Source organism: Virgisporangium ochraceum (assembly GCF_016863655.1).
GTDB classification, from domain to species: domain Bacteria; phylum Actinomycetota; class Actinomycetes; order Mycobacteriales; family Micromonosporaceae; genus Virgisporangium; species Virgisporangium ochraceum.
This window is the reverse complement of record NZ_BOPH01000088.1, coordinates 79426-99999: the sequence shown is the minus strand read 5'-3', so window position 1 is coordinate 99999 and position 20574 is coordinate 79426. Positions and strand designations below refer to the sequence as shown.

21 protein-coding genes are annotated in these 20574 nt (G+C 69.7%); 6 read left to right on the top strand and 15 right to left on the bottom strand.

The features are described 5' to 3' along the window. Nucleotides 1-26 precede the first annotated feature (26 nt). A complete protein-coding gene (locus Voc01_RS31440; RefSeq protein ID WP_239160605.1) occupies nucleotides 27-1004 on the bottom strand; it encodes an alpha/beta hydrolase in 978 nt (325 codons plus the stop codon). Between the two features lie 651 nt (nucleotides 1005-1655). Here Voc01_RS31440 and Voc01_RS31435 point away from each other — a divergent pair. Further along, a complete protein-coding gene (locus Voc01_RS31435) occupies nucleotides 1656-2795 on the top strand; it encodes a DUF8189 domain-containing protein (RefSeq protein WP_203931232.1) in 1140 nt (379 codons plus the stop codon). Here the strand turns inward: Voc01_RS31435 and Voc01_RS31430 are convergent. Both Voc01_RS31430 and Voc01_RS31425 read right to left on the bottom strand, forming a co-directional pair. Next, a complete protein-coding gene (locus Voc01_RS31430; protein ID WP_203931231.1) occupies nucleotides 2768-5455 on the bottom strand; it encodes a helix-turn-helix transcriptional regulator in 2688 nt (895 codons plus the stop codon). The two genes, Voc01_RS31435 and Voc01_RS31430, sit on opposite strands and share 28 nt — an antisense overlap. 109 nt (nucleotides 5456-5564) lie before the next feature. After that, nucleotides 5565-6158: a GNAT family N-acetyltransferase gene (locus tag Voc01_RS31425; protein WP_203931230.1), complete on the bottom strand. Its 594-nt coding sequence runs from the start codon at nucleotides 6156-6158 to the stop codon at nucleotides 5565-5567. A gap of 211 nt (nucleotides 6159-6369) precedes the next feature. Here Voc01_RS31425 and Voc01_RS31420 point away from each other — a divergent pair, with 211 nt between their 5' ends. Both Voc01_RS31420 and Voc01_RS31415 read left to right on the top strand, forming a co-directional pair. Then, a complete protein-coding gene (locus Voc01_RS31420) occupies nucleotides 6370-6834 on the top strand; it encodes a hypothetical protein (protein ID WP_203931229.1) in 465 nt (154 codons plus the stop codon). An 82-nt stretch (nucleotides 6835-6916) separates the two neighbouring features. Beyond that, nucleotides 6917-7891 (top strand): hypothetical protein, encoded by a 975-nt coding sequence (locus Voc01_RS31415; protein WP_203931228.1) that lies wholly within the window; start codon nucleotides 6917-6919, stop codon nucleotides 7889-7891. Between the two features lie 158 nt (nucleotides 7892-8049). Here the strand turns inward: Voc01_RS31415 and Voc01_RS31410 are convergent, their stop codons facing one another. Then, nucleotides 8050-8676 (bottom strand): hypothetical protein, encoded by a 627-nt coding sequence (locus tag Voc01_RS31410; RefSeq protein WP_203931227.1) that lies wholly within the window; start codon nucleotides 8674-8676, stop codon nucleotides 8050-8052. Between the two features lie 448 nt (nucleotides 8677-9124). Here Voc01_RS31410 and Voc01_RS31405 point away from each other — a divergent pair, with 448 nt between their 5' ends. The 3 genes from Voc01_RS31405 (at nucleotide 9125) to Voc01_RS31395 (ending at nucleotide 10268) form a co-directional block, all read left to right on the top strand. Beyond that, nucleotides 9125-9496: a hypothetical protein gene (locus Voc01_RS31405; RefSeq protein WP_203931226.1), complete on the top strand. Its 372-nt coding sequence runs from the start codon at nucleotides 9125-9127 to the stop codon at nucleotides 9494-9496. A gap of 140 nt (nucleotides 9497-9636) precedes the next feature. Beyond that, on the top strand, nucleotides 9637-10020 hold the full coding sequence (locus Voc01_RS31400) for a hypothetical protein (protein ID WP_203931225.1): 384 nt from the start codon (nucleotides 9637-9639) through the stop codon (nucleotides 10018-10020). Nucleotides 10021-10058: 38 nt separating this feature from the next. Beyond that, a complete protein-coding gene (locus Voc01_RS31395; RefSeq protein WP_203931224.1) occupies nucleotides 10059-10268 on the top strand; it encodes a hypothetical protein in 210 nt (69 codons plus the stop codon). A gap of 37 nt (nucleotides 10269-10305) precedes the next feature. On the opposite strand, the gene aat is transcribed toward Voc01_RS31395, so the two are convergent. The 11 genes from aat to Voc01_RS31340 form a co-directional block, all read right to left on the bottom strand. Continuing rightward, nucleotides 10306-11019, bottom strand: a complete 714-nt coding sequence (gene aat / locus Voc01_RS31390; RefSeq protein WP_203931223.1) for a leucyl/phenylalanyl-tRNA--protein transferase — start codon at nucleotides 11017-11019, stop codon at nucleotides 10306-10308. A gap of 308 nt (nucleotides 11020-11327) precedes the next feature. Next, on the bottom strand, nucleotides 11328-12035 hold the full coding sequence (locus Voc01_RS31385) for a tetratricopeptide repeat protein (protein ID WP_203931222.1): 708 nt from the start codon (nucleotides 12033-12035) through the stop codon (nucleotides 11328-11330). 175 nt (nucleotides 12036-12210) lie between these two features. Beyond that, entirely contained in the window at nucleotides 12211-13839 is a 1629-nt protein-coding gene (locus Voc01_RS31380) for a hypothetical protein (protein WP_203931221.1), read from the bottom strand. A gap of 286 nt (nucleotides 13840-14125) precedes the next feature. Next, nucleotides 14126-14362 carry a hypothetical protein gene (locus Voc01_RS31375; RefSeq protein WP_203931220.1) on the bottom strand — a complete coding sequence of 79 codons (237 nt, stop codon included), beginning with the start codon at nucleotides 14360-14362 and terminating at the stop codon, nucleotides 14126-14128. A 178-nt stretch (nucleotides 14363-14540) separates the two neighbouring features. Continuing rightward, nucleotides 14541-15680, bottom strand: a complete 1140-nt coding sequence (locus Voc01_RS31370; RefSeq protein WP_203931219.1) for an FAD-dependent oxidoreductase — start codon at nucleotides 15678-15680, stop codon at nucleotides 14541-14543. Continuing rightward, nucleotides 15622-16131 (bottom strand): DUF4240 domain-containing protein, encoded by a 510-nt coding sequence (locus tag Voc01_RS54730; RefSeq protein ID WP_373873894.1) that lies wholly within the window; start codon nucleotides 16129-16131, stop codon nucleotides 15622-15624. Before Voc01_RS54730 ends, Voc01_RS31370 begins: the two co-directional genes overlap by 59 nt. Before the next feature lie 312 nt (nucleotides 16132-16443). Beyond that, on the bottom strand, nucleotides 16444-16851 hold the full coding sequence (locus Voc01_RS31360) for a hypothetical protein (RefSeq protein WP_203931217.1): 408 nt from the start codon (nucleotides 16849-16851) through the stop codon (nucleotides 16444-16446). A gap of 205 nt (nucleotides 16852-17056) precedes the next feature. Beyond that, a complete protein-coding gene (locus Voc01_RS31355; RefSeq protein ID WP_203931216.1) occupies nucleotides 17057-17359 on the bottom strand; it encodes a hypothetical protein in 303 nt (100 codons plus the stop codon). A gap of 331 nt (nucleotides 17360-17690) precedes the next feature. After that, complete coding sequence (locus tag Voc01_RS31350; protein ID WP_203931215.1) at nucleotides 17691-18224, bottom strand: hypothetical protein; 534 nt, start codon at nucleotides 18222-18224, stop codon at nucleotides 17691-17693. Next, nucleotides 18188-18997 carry a lysophospholipid acyltransferase family protein gene (locus Voc01_RS31345; protein ID WP_203931214.1) on the bottom strand — a complete coding sequence of 270 codons (810 nt, stop codon included), beginning with the start codon at nucleotides 18995-18997 and terminating at the stop codon, nucleotides 18188-18190. The genes Voc01_RS31350 and Voc01_RS31345 overlap by 37 nt, the downstream gene beginning before the upstream one ends. A 35-nt stretch (nucleotides 18998-19032) precedes the next feature. Continuing rightward, nucleotides 19033-20565: a radical SAM/SPASM domain-containing protein gene (locus Voc01_RS31340; protein WP_203931213.1), complete on the bottom strand. Its 1533-nt coding sequence runs from the start codon at nucleotides 20563-20565 to the stop codon at nucleotides 19033-19035. Nucleotides 20566-20574 lie beyond the last annotated feature (9 nt).

The following is a 20574-nucleotide window of genomic DNA, read 5'->3' as shown; positions in this document are numbered from 1 at the left end:
GGGCTCCTCGATGAGGTGAAGGGATGTCAGGACTCGTCGCTGGTGGTGCCGAGCGCGTCCCGCAGCACCCCGATTGCCTGGGCAATCGCAGCCCGGGTGGCATGCGTGCCGCTCAGCGGGTTGAGCATCATGAAGTCGTGGGTGATGCCGTCGTACCGGACCGCCGTGACCGCAACGCCCGCCGCTCGCAGCTTCGCCGCGTACGCCTCCCCCTCGTCGCGCAGCACGTCGGCCTCGTCGACGATCACGAGGGCGGGAGGGAGCCCGGCCAACTGCTCCGGTTCCGCCCGCAGCGGGGAGGCGAGGATCTCCTGCCTGCGCTCGACGTCCGGTACGTAGGCGTCCCAGAACCACTGCATCGCCTTGGCGGTCAGGAAGTAGCCGGTGGCGAACTGCTTGTAGGAGCCGGTGTCCATCCGGGCATCCGTCACCGGGTAGTACATCGACTGGTGCACGAAGCGCACGTCGCCGCGACGCTGGGCCATCAGCGCCAGCGCGGCCGTCATGTTCCCCCCGACCGAGTCACCGGCGACCGCCATCCGGAGCGGGTCGAGCCCGTGCGACGCGCCCTCGCTGACGACCCAGCGAGCGGCGGCATAGCCCTGCTCGATCGCGACCGGGTAGTGAGCCTCGGGCGACCGTGTGTACTCCACGAACACGACGGCCGCCCGGGCACCGACCGCAAGCTCACGCACGAGCCGGTCGTGAGTTGCGGCGTTGCCCAAGATCCAGCCGCCGCCGTGCATGTACAAGATCACAGGTAGCGGCGACGCGGCGGCCTTCGGCCGGACGATGCGCACCCGGACGTCCCCGACGTCCGCCGGGACGGTGATCCACTCCTCGTCCACGGGTAGCAGCGCGATCGGGGCGGCCTGGACGTCATCGAGGATCTTGCGGGCCTCGTCAGGGCTGAGCTCGTACAGAAAGGGCGGTCCGGCGGTCGCCTCGACGAACCGCTGGGACGCCGGCTCGAGAACAACTCTGCCGGCGATGGTGATGGTCACGGGCGTTCCTCCGAAGGGTTGTGGGTGTCGGGCATTCGAAGCCGAGAACGCGTTCCTCCGGCCTCAGCGTGGATCGTCCGGCCCGGGGCGCCCTGCTCGCATCCGTGAGTCCCTAGCGCGGTGCCGGCCGCGCGCGGGTCGAGATGTGCCCGACGCGTCGTCGGCGGAACGACGGTCCCGGTGATCAATGCCGTCCTCGGCGGCCGACTCCTCAGGACCGACTCGCTCGATCTCGCACCGGCTCTCACACGCCGGCGTGGACAGACCCGTAACCGCAGCCAACGACGAGGCCGCCTGACGACGCTCGCTCCCCCACCAGCTACGACGACTACGTCGCGAGGGCCTGACACCCCCGCTTGGGCACAGCTCGCGATGAGCGGAGTGGCCGACCAACACGCACGGTGGGCAGATCGGCGCGGGGCACCTGCGCGGCGTGAACGGCGTCGCCGAAGGGGTGCGGCTGATCGGGGGCACGTCGACGGGTCGACGGCGCAATTCGCCGCCGGCGTGGGGTGCCGACGGGCGGACTGCTGCTGTCGACGGATACGTAGCGCCGGCCGTAGATCTACCGATGTGGGGCGGTGCCGTGGATTTCTAGCTTTACCGGGCTCGCGTGTGAACGGCACACGCAGACGGTAGGGAAGGAAACCCATGCTTCATTCGCTTGTCCGGGCCCTGGCGGCCATGACGCTGGCCGCGGGAGTCGGGGTGGCGCTACCCGCCGCACCGGCCGCGGCGGCGGCGGCGCCGCTGCCGACCGACGTGACGTTCGCCAGTACCCCGGTGATCGACCCGTCGGGCCTGTTCATGACCTCGCGCGGCCTCGACGGCTCGATCCTGTTCAGCCGGGGGCTTCCCTCGACCAACAGCTACACCGACTTCTTCTCCATCGGTGGACAGATCATCGGTGATCCCACCGCTGTCGTCGGTCCGGAGGGCGCTGAGGTGTTCGCCCGTTCCACGGCCAACACCGCGATCACCAGCATGGTGGTGTCGTACAGCTTCCCGACGGCGTTCCGGGAGATCCCCGGTCTCACGATTTCCAGCGAGGTCACCGCCGTCGCGATCCCGCAGCGGGGCTCGCGGCCCCCGATGACCCGGATCTTCGCCCGCAGTCTGGAGGACGGCGGGCTCTACACGAACCTGCTGATCCAGGGTGTGCCGCAGGGCTGGGGTCCGCTCGGGATCTACACCACCAGTGAGGTCACCGCTGCGGTCCTGCCGCCGGCGCCCTTCGACATCGATCTCCGGCTCGTGGTCCGCGGCTTCGACAACCGGCTCTACTCCAGCATCTTCAACAACACCACCGGACCGGTGACCAACTGGGAACCGCTGGGCACGATGGCCGTCGGTGGCAACCCGGTGCTGTCGAACGACGGGTTCACGTTCAACTACCGGGGCAACGAGGTGTTCGTCCGCGGCACCAACGGCGCGGTCTTCACGTGGAACTTCGACGCCCCGGGCTGGGTGAACCTGGGCGGCGTGATCCTGGGCGATCCGGCCGTGTCGATCGCGTCGGACGGCGGGCTGCACCTGCACGTCCGGGGCACGAACAACCGGATCTTCCTCAACCGGCGTCCGCCCAACGGCCGGTTCGGCGGCTACGTCAACCTCGGCGGCCGGGCGACCAGCAACCTGGCTGCGAGCGGCGGTAGCTCGCTGAACGGGCGCACGGTTGTCGACCAGTTCATCACGCGGAGCCTGGAGAACCGGATGCACAGCCGCATCCAGGTCAACCTCGTCGGCGGGTTCACCGGATTCTTCTACTTCGGCGGACCGTTGCACGGCTGACCCCGGTCGACCGCGAGACGGGCCAGGGCCATGCGGTTCGATACGCCCAGCTTGCGGTACACCCGGCCGAGGTGGGTGTCGACGGTACGCACGCTCAGGAACAGCCGTTCACCGATCTGCGCACTGGTCAGACCGGCGACGGCGAGGTCGGCAACGTCGAACTCCCGGGCGGTGAGCCCGCTGGCCCAGAACGGCCGGCCCGCGCGTCGACGCGCGGCCGCCACCAGGCCGGCCAGACGGCCGGAACCGGTGGCGGCCGCGCGCTCGTCGGCGTCGCCCAGGAACGACGCCGCGAGCTCCGGGCGGCCCGCGGCGACGGCCGCCTGCGCGGCCGTGGCCTGGGTCCATCCCACGTCGAGCCAGTGGTCGGCGTCGGCGAAGTCGGCGATCGCGGCGCGGGCCGAGGTGACCAGGTCGGCCGCCGCCCCGCCCCGGACGCGGATCGCGGCCCGCCGGGCCATCCCGCGGCGCACGGCCGAGACCGCCACAGTCGGATGCCGCGCCGCGAGACCGGCGTACCGGGTGGCGGCGTCGTGGTCACCGAGCGCGAGCGCGGCCGTGGTGAGCGACTCCCACGCCCGCACCCGGCGCCGGGTCGTCAACCGGCGCAGCTCGGGACCGCCGCCGAGCAGGAGCAGCAGCCGCCCGCCCCGGTCGGGATGTCCGGCCGACGCCATCAGTTCGGCGGCCAGGCACCGGCTGAGCACGGCCCAGGACCATCGCCGTCCGGCGCACCGCTCCTCGATCGTCTCGGCGTCGGCCAGGACCCGGGCGTCGTCGTCGCCGCGCCAGTACCGGGCCAGCCCGCGGACGCCGGTCGCCACGAACAGCTGCGGGACCAGGTCGTCGCGACCGGCCTCGTGGACGGCCTCGTCGAGGGTCTCCACCGCCGCGGCAACCTGGCCGAGACGCAGCCGCACCTCGCCCAGCACCTGGAGCAACGCCGCCAGCAGGTACCGCTGGCCGGTGCGCCGGCTCAGGCGCACGCCGCGCGTCAGGTGGCGGTGGGCGTCGGTGAGCTGCTCCAGCACCACCTCGGCGAGGCTCAGCTGGTACAGGCAGCGCAGGTCGCCGGCGAGGGTGGCGTCGGCCATCGCGTCGACCAGCGCGGCCGCGGCACCGGCCGCCGTCCGCGCGGCCGCGACGTCGTCGGCGCAGCCGCGGGCCCAGGCCTGCTCGGCGAGCGCGGCCGCCTCGCGCAGTCGGTCGCCGTGACGGCGGGCGATGCCGGCCGCGGCCTGCGCGAGACGGGACGCGGTCTCGAAGTCCGAGTCGTCGCTGAGCACGTTCGCGAGGTCGGACAGCAGCGAGGCGGCGGCCGGCGTGTCCCTGCTGTCGGCCGTGGCGGGAAGGTTCGCCCGCAGCAGGGCGCTCGCCTCGTCGTACTGTCCGAGGAGCGTCAGCGCGCGACCGGCGAACACCGTGTCGTCGGTGGGGCCGCCGGACCCGGCGAGCAGCGCCTCGCGGCTGCCGGTCACCTCCCCGACGAGCAGTCCCGACCGGGCCGCCAGCGCCCGCGCGGCGGCCCGGCGGGGATCCCCGTCGGGCATCAGCGCGCCGGCGGCACCGGCCCAGCGCCGTGCGCTCGCCGGGTCGGTCACCAGGTTCTGCGTCGCGGCGGACAGCAGCGCGTCGACGTGCGTCGACGTGCTCAGCCCGGCGGCGGCGATGTGCCGGGCCCGGTCGGTCGCAGCGGCGCCGCGGCGGGTCAGCGCCTCCTCGGCGCGACGGTGCAGCGTCCAGCGCTCGCCGATCGGGGTGTGCCGGTAGACGACGTCGGCGAGCACCGGGTGCCGGAACGCCAGCAGCGGCCCGTCCGGCCGGAGCACGTCGGCGTCGACGAGCGCCTCCACCGCCGCCGGTCCGCAGATCTCGGTGAGCAGGTCGACGGTGAACGGCCGGCCGAGCACGGCCGCCGCGCGCGCGGTGCGCAGTTCCGGGCCGCCCAGCGCGGCGAGTTGGCCGAGCAGGCCGCCCGACGGCTCGGGCGCCACACCGGCGAGCAGCGTCATGTAGAGCGGGTTGCCGCCGCCGTCGGCGTGCACGCGCGCGGCGTCGTGCCGGCCGGGCAGCAGACGGCGGGTGTCGACGAACGCGAGGGGACCGAGCACGAAGTGCCGCAGGGCCGTCGACGCCTCGGCCGCGCTGAGCGCCGATCCGATCGCGGGATCGACCTGCCGCGGCCGGTACGCCACCACCAGCAGCACCGGTCGGGTTCCGGCCAGGTCGACGAGCCGGCTCAACGACCCGGCCGCGTCCGCCGACGCCAGGTGCAGGTCGTCGATGAACACCGCGGTTCTGGACGACCGCCGGGCCTCCGCGAGCGCGTCGTCGGGCGGCCGTCCGGTGACCACGGTGATGCCGCTGCACCGCGCGGCGTCGCGGAGCACGGCCAGCAGCCGCGTCTTGCCGATACCCGGCTCCCCGCCGTAGGCGGTCGCGCCGCCGCGTCCGGTGAGCAGCCGGTCCAGGTCGTGCCGGTGCCGGTCGAGCTCGACGGCCCGGCCCACGAAAGGGCCCACACCGGCGGTTCGGCCCACGCACCGGTCCGGATCGGGTCGGATCGCGGACAGCGCGCTGATACCCGGCTGCACCGGCGTGTTCGCGTCGACCACCGACCTGGTGGCGGAGATCAGCACCGCGCCTCGCGGCTTCTCCATGAGGACGTCTTGTGCGTTGGCACCTGTTAGTGCCCGGAAGGCGGTCTGCCGACGTCCCCAGGCTGTCGAGCAGCCGCTCGCGGGCGTTGTGAAGGCGGCGGGAGCACGATCAGCGGCAGATGCGTTCGGCCCAGACGTCGTTGCGGCAGCGCAGCCGCGGCGCGCGGTCGACGTGCCGCCACCAGCACGCCTCGACCACCCGTCCGTTGGACAGCGTGATCCGTGGCGGTCCCGGCGTAGGGGCGAACCCGCATGAGGCAAGCCAGCGCCGGCTCGCGTCGTTGGAAACCTCGCAGCTGGCGTAAAGTTCCGCGATTCCCAGGTGCCGGTGTGCGATGACGCAGACCATGCCCAGTGCCTCGCGTCCGTATCCCTGGCGGCGGTGGCCCGCCGCTACGTTGCCCCCGACCTGGAACCGGCCGTCATGGTAGGAGAGGCTGATGTCGACCAGTAGCCGGTTGGTGCGCCGCTCGCGGCCCACGAATGCCTCATACCCTGGCGAGGCGACGTAGGGGTCGGAGCCGGACGCGACGTCCGGGAGAGCGAGGTCATTCGGCGTACCTTGCCAATAGCGGGCCTCGGCATCGAGGCTGGCCGCCCGCGCGATCACCTCCGACGTGCGGGCGGTGACCACGGTCAGTCGCGCCGAACTCGCCTCATGCCATCCGCCCACACGGCAGCGGATCTTCGGCGACGACCACACGGCGGCGACCGTACCACCCGCATGAACGCGGGATGACGAGTCGAGGAACCCTCGTGCCGTGACTCCTGGTCGAGCCGCGCTCCTCGCGGCGGATCCGCACGGCCGCCCGCCGTTCGCGGCGTGGACAGCCGAACTTGGCGGTTTGCCGGCCGGGCTCATGCGACCATCTCTTCTTGCTCGGATGGCATCACCGTCACGGAGGAGATCGATCGTGGGTTTCTTCGGCACCTACCTGTTCGACGGCCGCCACTGGACGTCCCACCAGGCTGACGACGAGACTCCGGCCGATGACGAACCGTGGCTGCTGGTTGACATCCACGACAGTGACATCGCAACTGTCATCTACCGCCCGGCCGGGTCTGGCAGCGGCGTCGCCTTCCTTGGCTTCACACCACGCACCTACTTCGAGGACCCCGATGCCTCGGAGCCGACCGATGTGACCCGCGAGGCTCACGGGCTGGCCCAATGGTGGGCCCGGTACCACGGGGGCTCGGACCCGGAGCAGGGCGTGAAGGCCGCCGAACTGGTCGCCTTCCTGGCGGCTGATCGTGACCCCGCCGAACTGGACCCGGACGACGACACGAACGTCGATGACGGCGAGGTCTTCGTCGAGGTCAAGACAGCACGGTTCATCGCCGCGCTTGACCTGCCACCGCTCGACGACCTGTCGGAGTGACGACCCGACCCTCAGCGGCACCCCTTGCCGACGTGGTCATGGCTCGGTGTCACTAGGTCTTTGCAGGTCTTATGCTGCCGCGGTGCGACCGGTCCTGATCGCGGAGGCCGCTGTACCGACGCAGTCGCCGATCAGCCACGTCGATGGGGTCGGCTGGGTGGCCGCACACCGTGACGAGCCGACGGTGATCGTCATGGACGAGGTTCTGGGCAGCGTGGTGCGCGTCGACGTGCCGACAGCAGCGCAGCGGTTGCGGGTCAGCGTCTCCACCCGGCATCTGGCCGTGGTCAGCCTCGACGAGCTCGTCGTGTGTGACCGGCAGGGCCGGCTGATCTGGCGGCGCGAACTCAGCATCGAACGAGCCGGCCTTCCCTGCGAACCGAACTGCCATCTCGATACCCGGGGTGTGCTGTGGGTGTACCTGCCCACCGGAGACCACCTGGTCGCCTACGACGCTGTAAGCGGGGACGAGATCGATCGCGTCACGCTCGACTCGTCCGTCGGGGCTGCCTACTTCTGGCCCCATCCCGACCAGCGCCGGCTCGGGCTGTCCGTGGCAATGGGGCAGGACACACCACTGAACCACCTGACATGGCTGGAGGACCGGCGGATCACCGGACGCAACCTCCCCGGCGGCTTCCTCACCGGCTTCACCTCCACCGGCGACCGCTACCTGGCCATGCCCCACGACGACAGCCAGATCTCCATCCACGATCTGCACACCGGGAAAGCCGCCATCACCCGGCACACGGCCGACCTGACCGGCCACCACCCCGCCGACCGACCGGTCATGGAGGCTGCCGCACTGGTCAGCGACCGGTACGTCCTCCTCGCTGTCGACACCGGCGACGAGCACGAGGAACACCTGCTGCTGTCCACCCGCACCCTCACCCGCACAACCGACCTCCACTACGGGCTGCCCATGACGCACAACTCCGTCGCCACCACCGACGGCCACGGCCGCTGGATCACCTCCAGCCATCGCGACGACACAGTGCGGCTCTGGCAGGTGCCCGACCCTGTCGACGCCATACCGGGACAGCAGCAACTCTGGTGAACAATGCCCCTCGGCCGCGAGCCCAATGGGTACTTCTGGGAGGGCGGTAGCGACCGACGCCGAGCCGCCGCAAGGGATTGTCGCGCTCGCCAGGCAGCGCCGCTTCGAACTCGACGGCTGAGAACGGCCCACCGTCTCGTGGCCGGTGATTACCTGTGCTACGTGGCTCGAGCGTCGTACGGGTTGTCGTACCACCGGATCCACTGGTTGTAGACGTCCCAGTCGGGCGTCTTGGTCGGCTCTTCGGTGTTCCATCCTGCGGTCACGCGGTATCCACGCGGGAAGGTCTTCCAGTACGTGGCCTGCCACGGAATCAACGCTTCCCATCGTTCGCTGTCCGGCACGATAGGCCACAGAGTGTGCCGCCGGAGGTGGGCGGCCACGCGATCGCGATCGAAGCCGGATACCTCGACCTCGTCGGGATCGGTACCCGCGAGCTCATCGAGGAAGCGGCTCCAGTCCGGCCTGGTCACAGCCTCCCAGAGTGCGCCGCCCCGTGAGGTCATCCCGTACGAGACGGTCGGCTCCGAGCCGTCCAGCGCCGCCTCGATCTCGGATCGCGGTAAGGGCCGGTCCGACTCCGCGCGGTCGCCATTCCGCACCGGACCCGCGGCGTAGATGACCCCGCCGCGAAAGAGCCGATCCATCAGGTCCAGCAGGGCGTCCGGGTCCAATCCGTGCCCTGGACGATTCAGTGCCTCCTCCAGGTCTTCACAGAGCAGCCAGTCCAGACGGACCCGGGCGAGAACGACGACATCCAGTAGCCAGAATTCCGCCTCATCCATTCGACACGGCCTCGACAGCCTCAGGTGTCGAGAATGGCGTGCGCACTTCTCCCCCGGCTGGGTGCTCACGCGGCATCCACCTCGACGCTGCTTCGACGACACGCACCTTCGACCTCCAGGGTTCGAGCTGCCGGATCAGATTTCGAGCGGTGACCGCTACGCCCATTGATGCGATCAAGGTGCATCACCGTGCAGGCTTCTCCCCTTGATGCGATCAACGTGCATCACCGAACAATGCCTGGCGACGATGAACAGGATATCTCTCACGTCGACAACCAAGCGGAGCGCGGCATATCCGCGCGCCTATCGCGCCGTCAGTAGTGCGCGAGGATCTGCATGACCGGGTGACCGAGAAGCGCGGCGACGTCGGCGGTGTCGAGTTCGTACTTCGCGCGAGTCGGATTCATGGCGCACACCTCGAATCGAGTGGCCCGGGCTGGCCATCGCTGTGGCCGCGCCGCAGGCGGTGCCGCGGCCGACGGCGCCCGACGACGATCGGCAGGCGGTGGATGGCCTGTTCGACCTGCTTGATGAGTTTCTCGCCGAGTTCCCGGAGGGCCGCGACCGGAGCCGGCTGATCCACGAGTATTTCTTGTGGAAGCAGCGCCTGAGCTTCTTCGACCTTGACCTGGAGCGGTTCGGCTCGGCCCCACCGCCCGACCTGGTCAGCGTCGAGGAGGCCGTGGCCCTGCTCGGCGCCCCACGAGCCGCCCTGTTCGACCTGGTCGCCGTCGGAAAACTCAAGATCTTCCGCATCGAGGCGACCCTCGTGGTGTCCCGCTCCCGGATCACGGACCTGCGCGACCAAGAGGCTCATTGAGCAACCGGCGACGCACCCCCGGAGCCTGACTTCCGGCACGGCACCTTCCCGCCCACCAGACAGGACGCGACCGGACGGCCTTGCTTCATCGCGGCGTGACCGGATGTTCGGGATCAGCTCCCGGGCGCGAAAATCGCAGAGTGGCTACGACGGTGGAGATCGCCCAGCGCACCGATCGGTGGGCGCGTTTCGCCGCGGTCACCGTCGAGGTGACGGGCACGACCGATCTGACGGTCATGGTGGAGTCGCCTCCCGACGACAGCGACGACGTACGGCAGGAAGCGGCCTGTGGCGCTTGGACAGCGGTACGCGCGATCGCGGCCAGCGGCAACGGGCTGCGGCTGGCCGTAACCGACATCCGCACCGCCACCGGCGAAACCGGGGTCGGTGACGTCCACGAGGCCACCGCACGGGCCGTCTGGCGGGCCCTGCGCATCGACCCCGAGCCCACCTACGGAGGGTTCAGCGAACCCGAGGTGATGACGAGCCTGAGAGACCGTTGGTGCAAGCCGCCATCGTTGTGACGCGGTCGTGGTGGTGTCCAAGCTGACGCGGTGCCCCGGTGCAGATGGACGGGACCCTGGCCGACGGGCGGTTCTGGTACTTCCGATCACGCGGCAGCCACGTCTCACTCGGCGTAGGTCGCACGCCGGACGAGGCGGTCGACGACGAGAGCCTCGAAGTGTCTATCGACGGCCCGGAGTTCACCGCTTCCTGGCTGGCGCCAGAGGACACCGCCGAGGCGTTCTTCCGCCTGTTGTCTCGGCTATGAGCGAAGGCCCCGTGAACAACCCTGCGCCGACGTCGACCTACCAGGGTCCCCGCTCGGTCTTCCGCTCCAAGGCCTTCTCCAGCTGGGCCTGGATGTGGTCGAGGCTCCACTCGACCGCGCCGAGGCTGCCCACGACGGACGTCATCATCTGGCAGTCCAGCAGGAGATAGTTACGGGCCCCGAGCCGTTCCAGCAGGTGCAACAACGCAATCTTCGACGCGTCGGACTCGAGCGTGAACATCGACTCGCCGAAGAACGCGGCGCCGATGGAGACCCCGTAAACCCCACCGACCAGCCGCGTTCCGTTCCACACCTCGACTGAATGTGCGAAACCCAGCTCGTGCAGGCGGATGTAGGCCCGGACGATGTCCGGGGTGATCCACGTACCGCCGTCCCGGCGCGGAACGACAGCGCAGGCGATGATGACGTCGACGAAGGCCCGGTCGAACGACGTGGTGAACGACGTCCGACGCACCGCCCGGCGCAGGCTGCGGTTGACGCGGATCTGCCCAGGAACCAGGACCGCCCGTGGGCTCGGGCAGTACCACGGGATCGGCTCCCCCTGCGCCGACGGCCACGGGAAGATCCCGTTCGCATACGCCACGAGCAGCCGCTCCGGGCCGAGATCCCCGCCGACCGCCAGGAGCCCGGTCTCGTCGGCGCGGGCGACCGGCGGGAACCCGAACGCCGGGCCCGCCTCACGGAGCCTGGCACCCAGGCTCAGCTCCGGCTCATCCGAGGCAGCGACCACCTGTCGATACTCCCATCACGTGTCGACACCCTGAGGGCAGCGCGCCAACGACGGCATGTTCGAATGCTTGTCCGGCGCCGACCTGCCACGCCGCATGACGAACGTGCCCCGACGGGGAGATCAGCAAGACCGCGCCGCCCGCGGCAATCACCGCGGCCGTGCGGAACGCACGGCGTCGCCGAGACGAACCGCGACGTCATGGACGCCGAGGAATGCCCGGCGCCCCTCGTCGGTCGGGACGATCGCGGCCTGCGCACCGGGGTGTTCGACAGCGGCGGCCACCTGGACCGCGTCATCAGCTCGACCGGTCAGATGGCGGGCCGTTCGCGTAGCCGCGCAAGGTTGCCAACCGCGAGGTCACTTCCGGAATCGGCGGCGGCCTGATACAACGTGGCGGCGCGCGCACGGTCACCGCGATCCTCATACAGCGATCCCAGCGCGTTCATCGCGCTCGGCAATCCGGCGTCGGCCGCCTGCCGCCACCACCGTTCGGCGGTTGCGGAATCGCCGCGCTGAAGGCTGGCGTAACCCAGGTGGTACATGGCATGGGGATGTCCAGCTTCGGCCGCTTGCCGCCGCCGGTCCTCGGCAGCAGCCGCCTCGCCCCGGGCATCGAGGAGGATGGCGAGGGAGTTCATGGCGTTCGGGTCACCGTGCTCGGCAGCCCGCCGCCACCACGCCTCGGCGTCAGGATCTCTACCCTGATCGTGCAGGAGATTCCCGAGCGCGTTCATCGCCTTCGCGTCACCGCCGTCGACACAGCGGCGGTACGCGGCAGCCGCCGCCTCATGGTCACCGCGCATCTCCAGGACGCGGCCAAGATTGAACAAGGCGCCATCGACCCCGGACTCCGACGCACGCCGCAACCACGTCGCCGCGGCATCGAGATCGCCCCGCATCGCCAGCAGCGCGCCCAGGGCGTTCATCGCCGCCCCGTCGCCGCCATCCGCGGCGGCCCGCCACGCTGCCTGCGCGCGATCCAGGTCGCCGTCGCCGGGCATATCAGTCGGGATCAACGCACCAGTTCCTCCACAGGCAGCAGCATATGCACGTCCGGCGGCGACCACTCATCGACTGATCGGATGCACTGATCCCGATGGGACCGACCCGCCGCCGATCCGATGCCAGAATCGTTCGCTGATGGCTGTGCGGTGCCCACGAACACCCGCACGTCGATCTTGACGGCACGGGTCAGTTCGACCGCATGAGGGCCGCGAGCCGGGTGTGCTCCTCCTCGAATCCGGCCAGGTCGACGCGTGGCAGCGCGGCGAGTGTGGACCAGTCGACCGCGTGCCACGCACCCGGACGCATGGCGATCAGCAGGTCGCGCACCGGATCGTAGTGGGACATCGTCGGGCCTGACTCCATGCCGAGTGCCTCCGGCTGGACATGGGTGACCTCGCGCGAGGCCGGCCACCACAGCTTGAGAGCGTCGGCCTCGGGGTTGTCGCCTTCCTTGATCACGAGCACGTCGTCGGGACCCCGCCCAACGGCCATGACGTTGGTGAGTGGCAGCACGGTGGAACGTCGGCCATCGCGATCGATGCGCACCAGCCTGCGGCCGAACCCACCGACGATCGAACCGTCGGGAAGCGTCACCGTGGCGAGCTGGTCGTCCAGGCCGCCCAACTCTTCGTCGCCGAGCGGCACCAGCGTGCTACCACCGTCCCAGCGGTACGCCCGGCGGTCCCAGATCACCAGCAGAGAGCCGTCCCCGAACGGCGCGGCGTCACACGTGAGATCGCCCGGCCCACACGTCGGTGCCGGTGCCTCGACGCGTTCCACGACTCCTCCGGCGCGCAGCACGTGTGGCACGTACGTCGCGACCGGGCCAAAGCGCGCGGGCAGGAGGAGCACTCCCGAAGCGGTGGCGTACGCCTTGTCGACCTTGAATGGCAGGTCTGCCGCGAGTGGCGTCGCGGCGTCGCCCAACCCGGACCGCGAGGGCAGCACCGTCCCCCTGGACTCCACCGGCAGTTCCGCCAACCGGAACTGAAACGGGCGCTGGCTGCGATCGGTGGCGATCCGGACCAGGAGCGTGTTCCAGGGGGTGAACGCCGCGACCACCACCTGCACGGCGTCGTGGGTGGTCACCGTCGGAGGCGACGTGGCGACGTCGACCTCGTGCAGCGTCCACTGCTCGTGCAGGAGGTATGTCGTGCCACGGATCGCGAGGGGTCGCACCAGCGGGCTGGTCAACGGGTTGGCCTCGATGCGCACCTGTGACGGCCGGCCGCCCACCAGCCAGTCCTCATTGGCCTGTGCGACCGGAAGATCGGTGCCCTCCCAGTAGGCGTATCCGCCCGCGGCCGCCACCCGCAGCACCGTGAGCAACGGCAGGTACGGCCCGCGATCGCCGGGCACCATCGCGTCGATCACGTGCTCCACGTGCGCCAGTAGTGCCGGCACGTCACGAGCCGCCACGTACGGGCCGACACACCAGTTGCCGTCGAACATCCTCGGAATCCGACCAGCGATCACCGGGTAGGCGCGCACCACCTCCGGAATCGCGCTCTCGACGCTGCCGAGCAGCTCGGTCGGCAGGGGAGCGCCCATGACGTCGTCGTTCCACAGCGACAACGCGAACCCGCGGCTGTACACGTGCGGAGTCTCGGTGGACACATACGACAACGCGAGTTCACCGACCGCACGCGCGCCGCGCTCAGCGTCGTCGTGGATGAGCCGTATCGCCTCCCCGACCAGGTCGGCGCCCGCCCATCCGTCGGACCCGCCGCCCACCTGGTCGCCGTGCAGGAACCGTGCCGAGAACCGTGCCAAGGAGGATTCGTCGACCACGTGCAACGTGCAGTCCCATCCCACGTCGCAAGACGGTACCCAACCCGCGCCAGACCCGGGCGGCGCGCGGTTGACGGGCTTCATCCTCGCGGGTTCGTGGCGGATGGCTCCTCTGCGAACTATAGGCAGCTGAGCTGGATCTTCGGTCGCAGGGCGGGGTCGAGAACGGACGCGATCGAGCGCGCGCTCGCAGCGGAAGTCCGTGCATGCCGAAGCCCGGCCGGCACCTGCCGACTGTGCTGCCATGCGCGCTACGGCTGATCGGTGGTGTGGTCCTGGTAGGACTGGGCGATCACGCGCAGCGCGTGAATCAGGCCTGCGTATCGGTCGTCGGACGCTCCATGGCCTGCCACTCTCGTGCAAGGGACTGAATCAGGTCGAGCATCGGCAGGTGACTGTCGAGCAGGGCCTCCCCGCCGAACTGGTAGCTGACGTACGCATATGCGTGATTGTCTTCGTCGATGCAACGAATCAACCTGTTGACAAGGTCACGGTCGTCCACCGGCTCATCCTGCAGCAAGTCACACTGCTGGTCATACATGCGCACGTCGGCATGATCGTGCACCGATTACCCGGCGATGCCGACCATGCAGAGAGGGTCTCGGACCGGTCGCCGAGATGTCCGCGCGTGTCCAGGCGATGATGCTGTCCCGACCGCGGCGGCCGACCGTACCCGCTTCTACACTCCCCCCGCCCGCCGAGCCGGCACCCGCAGGACAGCCCGGTCACGGTGCCGGGTCACGGATCCCGCGGTAGATGCCGCGACGCACGATCCACGGCTGCAGGACCGGCTCGATCGACCAGGCCGGGAAGCGGAACGCCCGACCGTTGGGCGCGTAGATCTCCAGCCCGTCCGGCTGCACGCCGAGCACCGAACCCCACTGCACCGTCCGCGCCCGGAACCGGCGCAGTGGCCGGCCCGCGAACCCGGCCCGGATGTTGCCGGCCAGCAACCGGTCGGCGCGGTTGCGGGCCGAGCTGCGCAGAGGATCGGTGGCTGCCACGTCCCCGATCGCATACATGTCGGGACGCCCGGGCACCCGCAACTGCGGCGTCACCCGGACGAACCCCCGCTCGTCGAGCAGCTCCGGCGGCAGCCAGCCGGTGTTCGGCGTGACCCGCCCGATGGCCCACAGCACGGCGTCGGCCTCGGTGTCGGGCTGGCCGGTGTGCCACCGCACCGGCCCGGCCGTGATCCGGTCACATCGGAACCCCTCGGGCACGACAGCCCGGTGTCGCGGGTGCAGCTCGACGCCGAGCCGGGCGAGCCGACGCCGGACCCGGTTCCAGACCCGCGCATGGTGGGTCAGCAGCGGACGCTCGCCGGGAAAGTACAGCTCGACGCGTTTGTCCGGCCAGGTGACGGCGACGTTCACGGCGGCGTTGACGGCGGTCACCCCACCGCCGATGACGGCGACGCAGCCAGCGGCGGCGACCTGGTCGTGAACCCGGCGCAGCTCCTCGCCGATCTCGTCCGCGGACTGCACCGTCGGCCGGCGCCAGAACCCGCTCGTGACCCCCGTCGCGATGACGAGCGCGTCGTAGTCCTCGGTCCCGGTCGTGCCATCGGCGCCCCGCACGAAGACCCGTCGACGGTCGAGGTCGACCCCGGTCAGCACACCGTGCACCGTCCGCATCCCGGCAAGCCGGCGGAACCGGTCGAACGCCACCCAGTAGTCACGCGCCCAGTCGTCGGGCCGGCTGATCCGGGTACCCAGCTCCTTCCCGCTCACCCACGCGGGCTTGGTCGAGATGCCGACGACATCGACGTGCCCCGCGAGGTGGATCGCGGTGAGGACGCCGCTGTCACCGAGACCCGCGATGACAACCCGCTTCCGGCAACGCCGTGACCGGCCTTCGAACACGATCGATACCGTACCGACGATCCCGCCCGGACGGTACGGCGAACAGACGTCGAGGGTCCGCACCGTTCATCGGCAGAGCCGTAAGTCGATCAATTCCTGAAGCCATGAACGCGGCGCGGATGCAGTTGGCGTGGCGGTCGAGTTTCTTGCGCGCGCGGTCGTGGCGCCTCGTCGTGCGGGGTCGGCGTGGCGGGCGGCGCAAGCCGTCCTCGGACGCGCCACCGTTGACGACATACGCGGCAGCCCACAGATCCCACCGGTAGGCATCGCGCTCGAGCAACTCCTCCTGCACCTCGTGGAAGGCGACCAACTCGGCCAGCGGCCAGCCCCGCAACATCTCGACGAGTGCCGCAGGCGCCCATCGGCGTCCTCCGCCCGCGCACGCGCGGACTCGACAATCTCCCAGAATCGATCTTGGTCCACGCCGGCATTCTCCCTCGCGGGCCGGCACGTAGGCCGACGACGGACGGCGCCACCCATCCCACCGCCGAGGGCGGACATACGGCAGCGCTACCAAGTGCCACCACGCCGGGAGCGGCAAATCCGTGAAGCGATTTCGGTATGTTGATCAGCCTCCGCGGCCCGGCGTGCTGCGGATGTTGGCAGCTGTGAACACGCAGGGCTCCGTGCCCGCTCGGGCAATTCGCCGCCGCATCTCCTCGACTGCGCTGCCAGTTCTGGCCAGGACCGAGACGTCAGGATGTGGGCCGCGTCCCGGGTTGGCCCACTGCTGCGCCGTCACCACAAGATCCGGCGACGTCCATCAAGTGGTCAGCGTCCCGGATGCTGCGGCGTTGACGACCAGGTCGTCAAGCAGGTCGTGGGCAACGTCCACCGGCACGTCACCTACCGCGACGTACCGCCAGGTCCGGACCGTCTCCCAAGCGGCGGCGTTGGCGATGAACAGCTCAACCGAGTTGAACAGCGCGGTGAACTCCCCGGACCAGGACGATCCGATACGTCCGTCCACTGAGGCGACGACCGCGGCCTGCAGCGTCGGGTGGTCACCGCAACGAAAGACCTCCAGGCCATCGCAGGTACGCCACACCCCTGCGGAGCCCAGGCGCACCTCGCCCTCCAGCGGACCACCCAAGGAGAGAACGGTCGTGTCGCGGTAGGTCAGGTCGAAAAGTTCCGCAGCCCGCAACACGTCGGCGGACAAGTCCGTCACTCACATCTCTTCTCGCGAAGCCGTGCCCTCGTTGGACAGTACGCCACCGCGCTGGTCCGTACCGCCGCGCGCTCGGCGGCAGATCCGCGTAGCGCCCGGAGCGGGGTCCGTCCGGTTCGTCGCCGCCTCACCGCCGGTTCCGACAGCTTCGGCCGGGCAGCTACAGCGCGGAATCATGGGCAGGTGTACCGGCCCGATCTTGAGGTCAGTCGATGCCGGTTGCTCGTCGTACGGCGCCGATAACGCGGGTGAGCCAGGTGTGCGGTTCGAGGGCTTCCTGGACGCTGAGCCGGTATGCGGCCGGGGCGGTTCTGACGGCCTGTGCTTTGGCGCGCGCCGCGCGTCTGAGGCTCAGCGCGCCGAGTGCGACACCACCAGCAAGGGCGACCTGTGGCTGGCTCAGCAGGCCGGTGGCGGCCAGGCCGGCGGGTAGCTGGAACTTGTTGTTCATGGCCAGGTTGGCTGTTTCGATACCAACGTCGACCAGTCCCCGGCGTAGATCGTCCACTGGTCCTCGTACGGCTCCGGGGCGGCGAGGTCGAGGAAGGTGGTAGGCCGTGGTCGTTGCGGCGGCGGCCCTGCAGCGGCGCGGCGATCAGGTTCCCGAACCCGCCCTCCGGTAGGACGTCCTGATCGGGGGAAGAGCCGGTCGTAGGAGCGCAGGTCCACCGCCTCGATCAGCAGCACGGTGCCGACCGCTCTGGCCGCCGCCGCCGACACCGGGCCGGTAGGAAGAACCACACGTCGGCACCGCGTCCCGACTGCAATCGCCGACGACGCACACTACTTACAGTGTGGAAGACCCGTTCGGCGGCGGCGCAACCGACGAGATCGCTCATTCACAGGTCGACCAGAACCCAACGCTCTCCGTCGCAGAGCAGACTGTCCGGCTTGAGAGCAACCCCCTCGAACCAGCACCTCGTCAGCGCGGCGGCGACGTCAGGCCCGCATCTCGTTTCGACGATCTTTCGTACGGTCGGAGTCGAATATCCGGCTGCGACACCAGCAGCACAGACGATTGCCGCCCTCGCTCGAACCCGCGCATCGACGAGCCGCGCTGGCAGCGGGTCTGTCGGCGCTCGGACGAAGGGCGCGGTCACCACCACAAGGTCGAGTAGATCGACACCTAGCACGACGGGCACAGACACCAGATCGGCCCAGCCCAGTTCAATTAGACCGGCTTCGATGAGTGCCGCGCCGACGACGCCGCGCTCAAGCTCGCTGCGCCGGTGGTACCGCTTGACGCGGACCGACTCAGCCTTGTGCGTGGTTCGGACGCTGACGACGCCTTCACAGCCGGCGCCGACGATCTCCTCTCGGGCCCCGGCTGCCTCTATCAATGAGAGTTCCTCAGACTGGACCAGGCCATCCACTGCTCCGGAGTTGCACTCACCCACTGTTCGAAGCAGCGTCCGAACTCCCGCAGTGCTGCCACGGTGTCGCCGGACGGCAACGGCTGGCTGGATCGCAACGCCAATCGTCCAACGGAGCCTGGAACGGTCATCGCCCGGACTTCGGCCCCGCGCCGCACCGCCAGCGATAACAAGCCGGCGGGGACGGTCAACCGGCCGGTCAGGAAGGGCAACTCACGCACGTGCTGGGTTCCTGGGTAGCTGGTATCGATGTTCGCAAGGAGGATGCCGTCAGATCCGAGCCAACCGCGGATATCGGCGGCGGTGAGCTCGGTCAGGATCAATGCGCGGCCGAATCTGAGGTGTTCGGCGTACAGCGAGAGGACCGCCGGGTTTTGGTCGTGCACCACCGGGTACGCTGCCCGGCCGGTCGCCTGCTCCAACAGGATCGGCAGCAGCAACGGGTATCCGAGCTGCATCGTCACGACGAGCCGCACCGTGCGACCGACAGCGCGGGCCCGGCATACGAGCTCGGGCCAGTTCGCCACAGCGTCTGGTCCGATCCGCATGAGATCGTGCATCTGCAGGTAGTACTCGGCGAGCCAACTGGCCATGGCGGCGACCGGGTCGTGCCGGTGCCGCCAATGCGCCAGATACGGCGCGCCATGCCGGATGAGGTAGGTTCGGAGGTCGTTTCCAATCACGTCGACGAGCAGTCGCAGTGCCTGGAAATGGCGCCCGTCCTCGGGAGCTGAGCCTGTTGTCGACGGATGCTCTGCCAGCGCCCTGAACATGGCCGCGTCCCAGTTGGCGCCCTGTATGCGGATACTCATCGGGGTGGCGCAGCGGCCGCGGCGAGCGCCGGCCCGGCGCGCCGCTTCGCGTAGTCGTGGTACCGGCGGAGCGCGGAGTTGGGTCGTGAGAGGTCGGCGAGGATGCGTGGGAAGAGGGCGAGCCGAGTCTCGCACTCCAGATCGTCGATCGAGAAGAGCGACCCGTTGTTGATCAGAGCGCGCGCAGGGCAGGTACCCGCGCACTGGTGCAACCACGGACACGAGGCGCACGGGGCCTCGTCGAGCAACCATCGTTCGCGCGCCCGTAGAGTCATGCTGGACGCGGTCGAGCGGCCGCGCGTCACCAGTCCTCCGGATGGTTGGCTTGCGGCTTCGGAGGCCCGGGCACCGGCCGGCAATAGTTGGAACACCGGATGGTAGCTGCAGTCGCACGCGCGCACCGCGCCGACGGCGTCGAGTACCAACAGGTCCGTTGACGCCCCACACGGCATCTTCATGCACATGTTGGGACGGTCAAGCGTCAGGAACGGCTCGATCAGCTGGACGAGATTGGTGATGTAGGGATGGTCGAGCGCCCCGTCCAGGACTGCCTCGAGCCGTGCGGAAAGGAAGTCGACAAAGGTCTTGCGGAACGACGCCGTTTCGGCCTGACCGGTGGCCCGACCTTCGGCGTCGGCGGGCAGGAGCTTCCAGGTCAGGACGCCCAAGTCCCGGAAGAAGCGCCAGGTCGCATCGAGCTCCTCGGCGTCGGTCCCGGCGCCGATAACACTGATGTAACCGACCTCCGAACGCATGAATTCGGGAAAGCGGTCGAAGTTTGCCGCGATCCGCTGGTGGGTACCTCGGCCGCCGTGATCGATGCGATTCCGGTCATGCACGTGCGCCGGCCCATCCAGGGACACACCGACTGCGAATCGGTGCCGGCGCAGGAACTCGACGGCGGATTCGGTGAAATGCAATCCGTTGGTCTGGATGGTGTACCGCACGGTGGCGCCGACCGTGCTGGCTGTCCGGTCGGCGAACTCGACCAGGTCGCGCATCTGGGTAAACCGAAGCATCGGCTCGCCACCGTGGAACATCAGTGTGAGTTGCCGGCCCGGCCGCAGGCACTCGACGATGAGGCATCGAGCCAGGTCGAGATCCATCCGGCCAGGCCATCGCTGGGCGTCATAGTCGTAGCAGTAGCTGCACGCCATGTCGCACGCGCCGGTCAGTTTGAGCAGCAGAGCGGTCGGCGGTTCGGATGTGGCCGGGTCGGCCTGAGCGCGCTCGGCGCGCAATCCGGTTCGGCCACCGATGTAGAGCAGGCCGCCGTCATACAGAGCGCGCAGTGTCCCGGAGACGTCGGCGAAGTCGGGAGAGGCCCGCACACCGGCGACGTCCAAGCCGTCGATGGCGGCGAGGAGCGCGACGACCGAAGGGGGCAGGCGTAGCCAGCCCGGACGCCCGTGCGGTATGACGAGAACGTCGTCACCGTCGACGGGAACCCGGTAGTGCCGGCCGACCCGGATTCGATCGGCGCCGTCCAGTTCGTCCCAGTCGGGCAATGGCGCGACCCGGTATCTCATCGCGGTCGC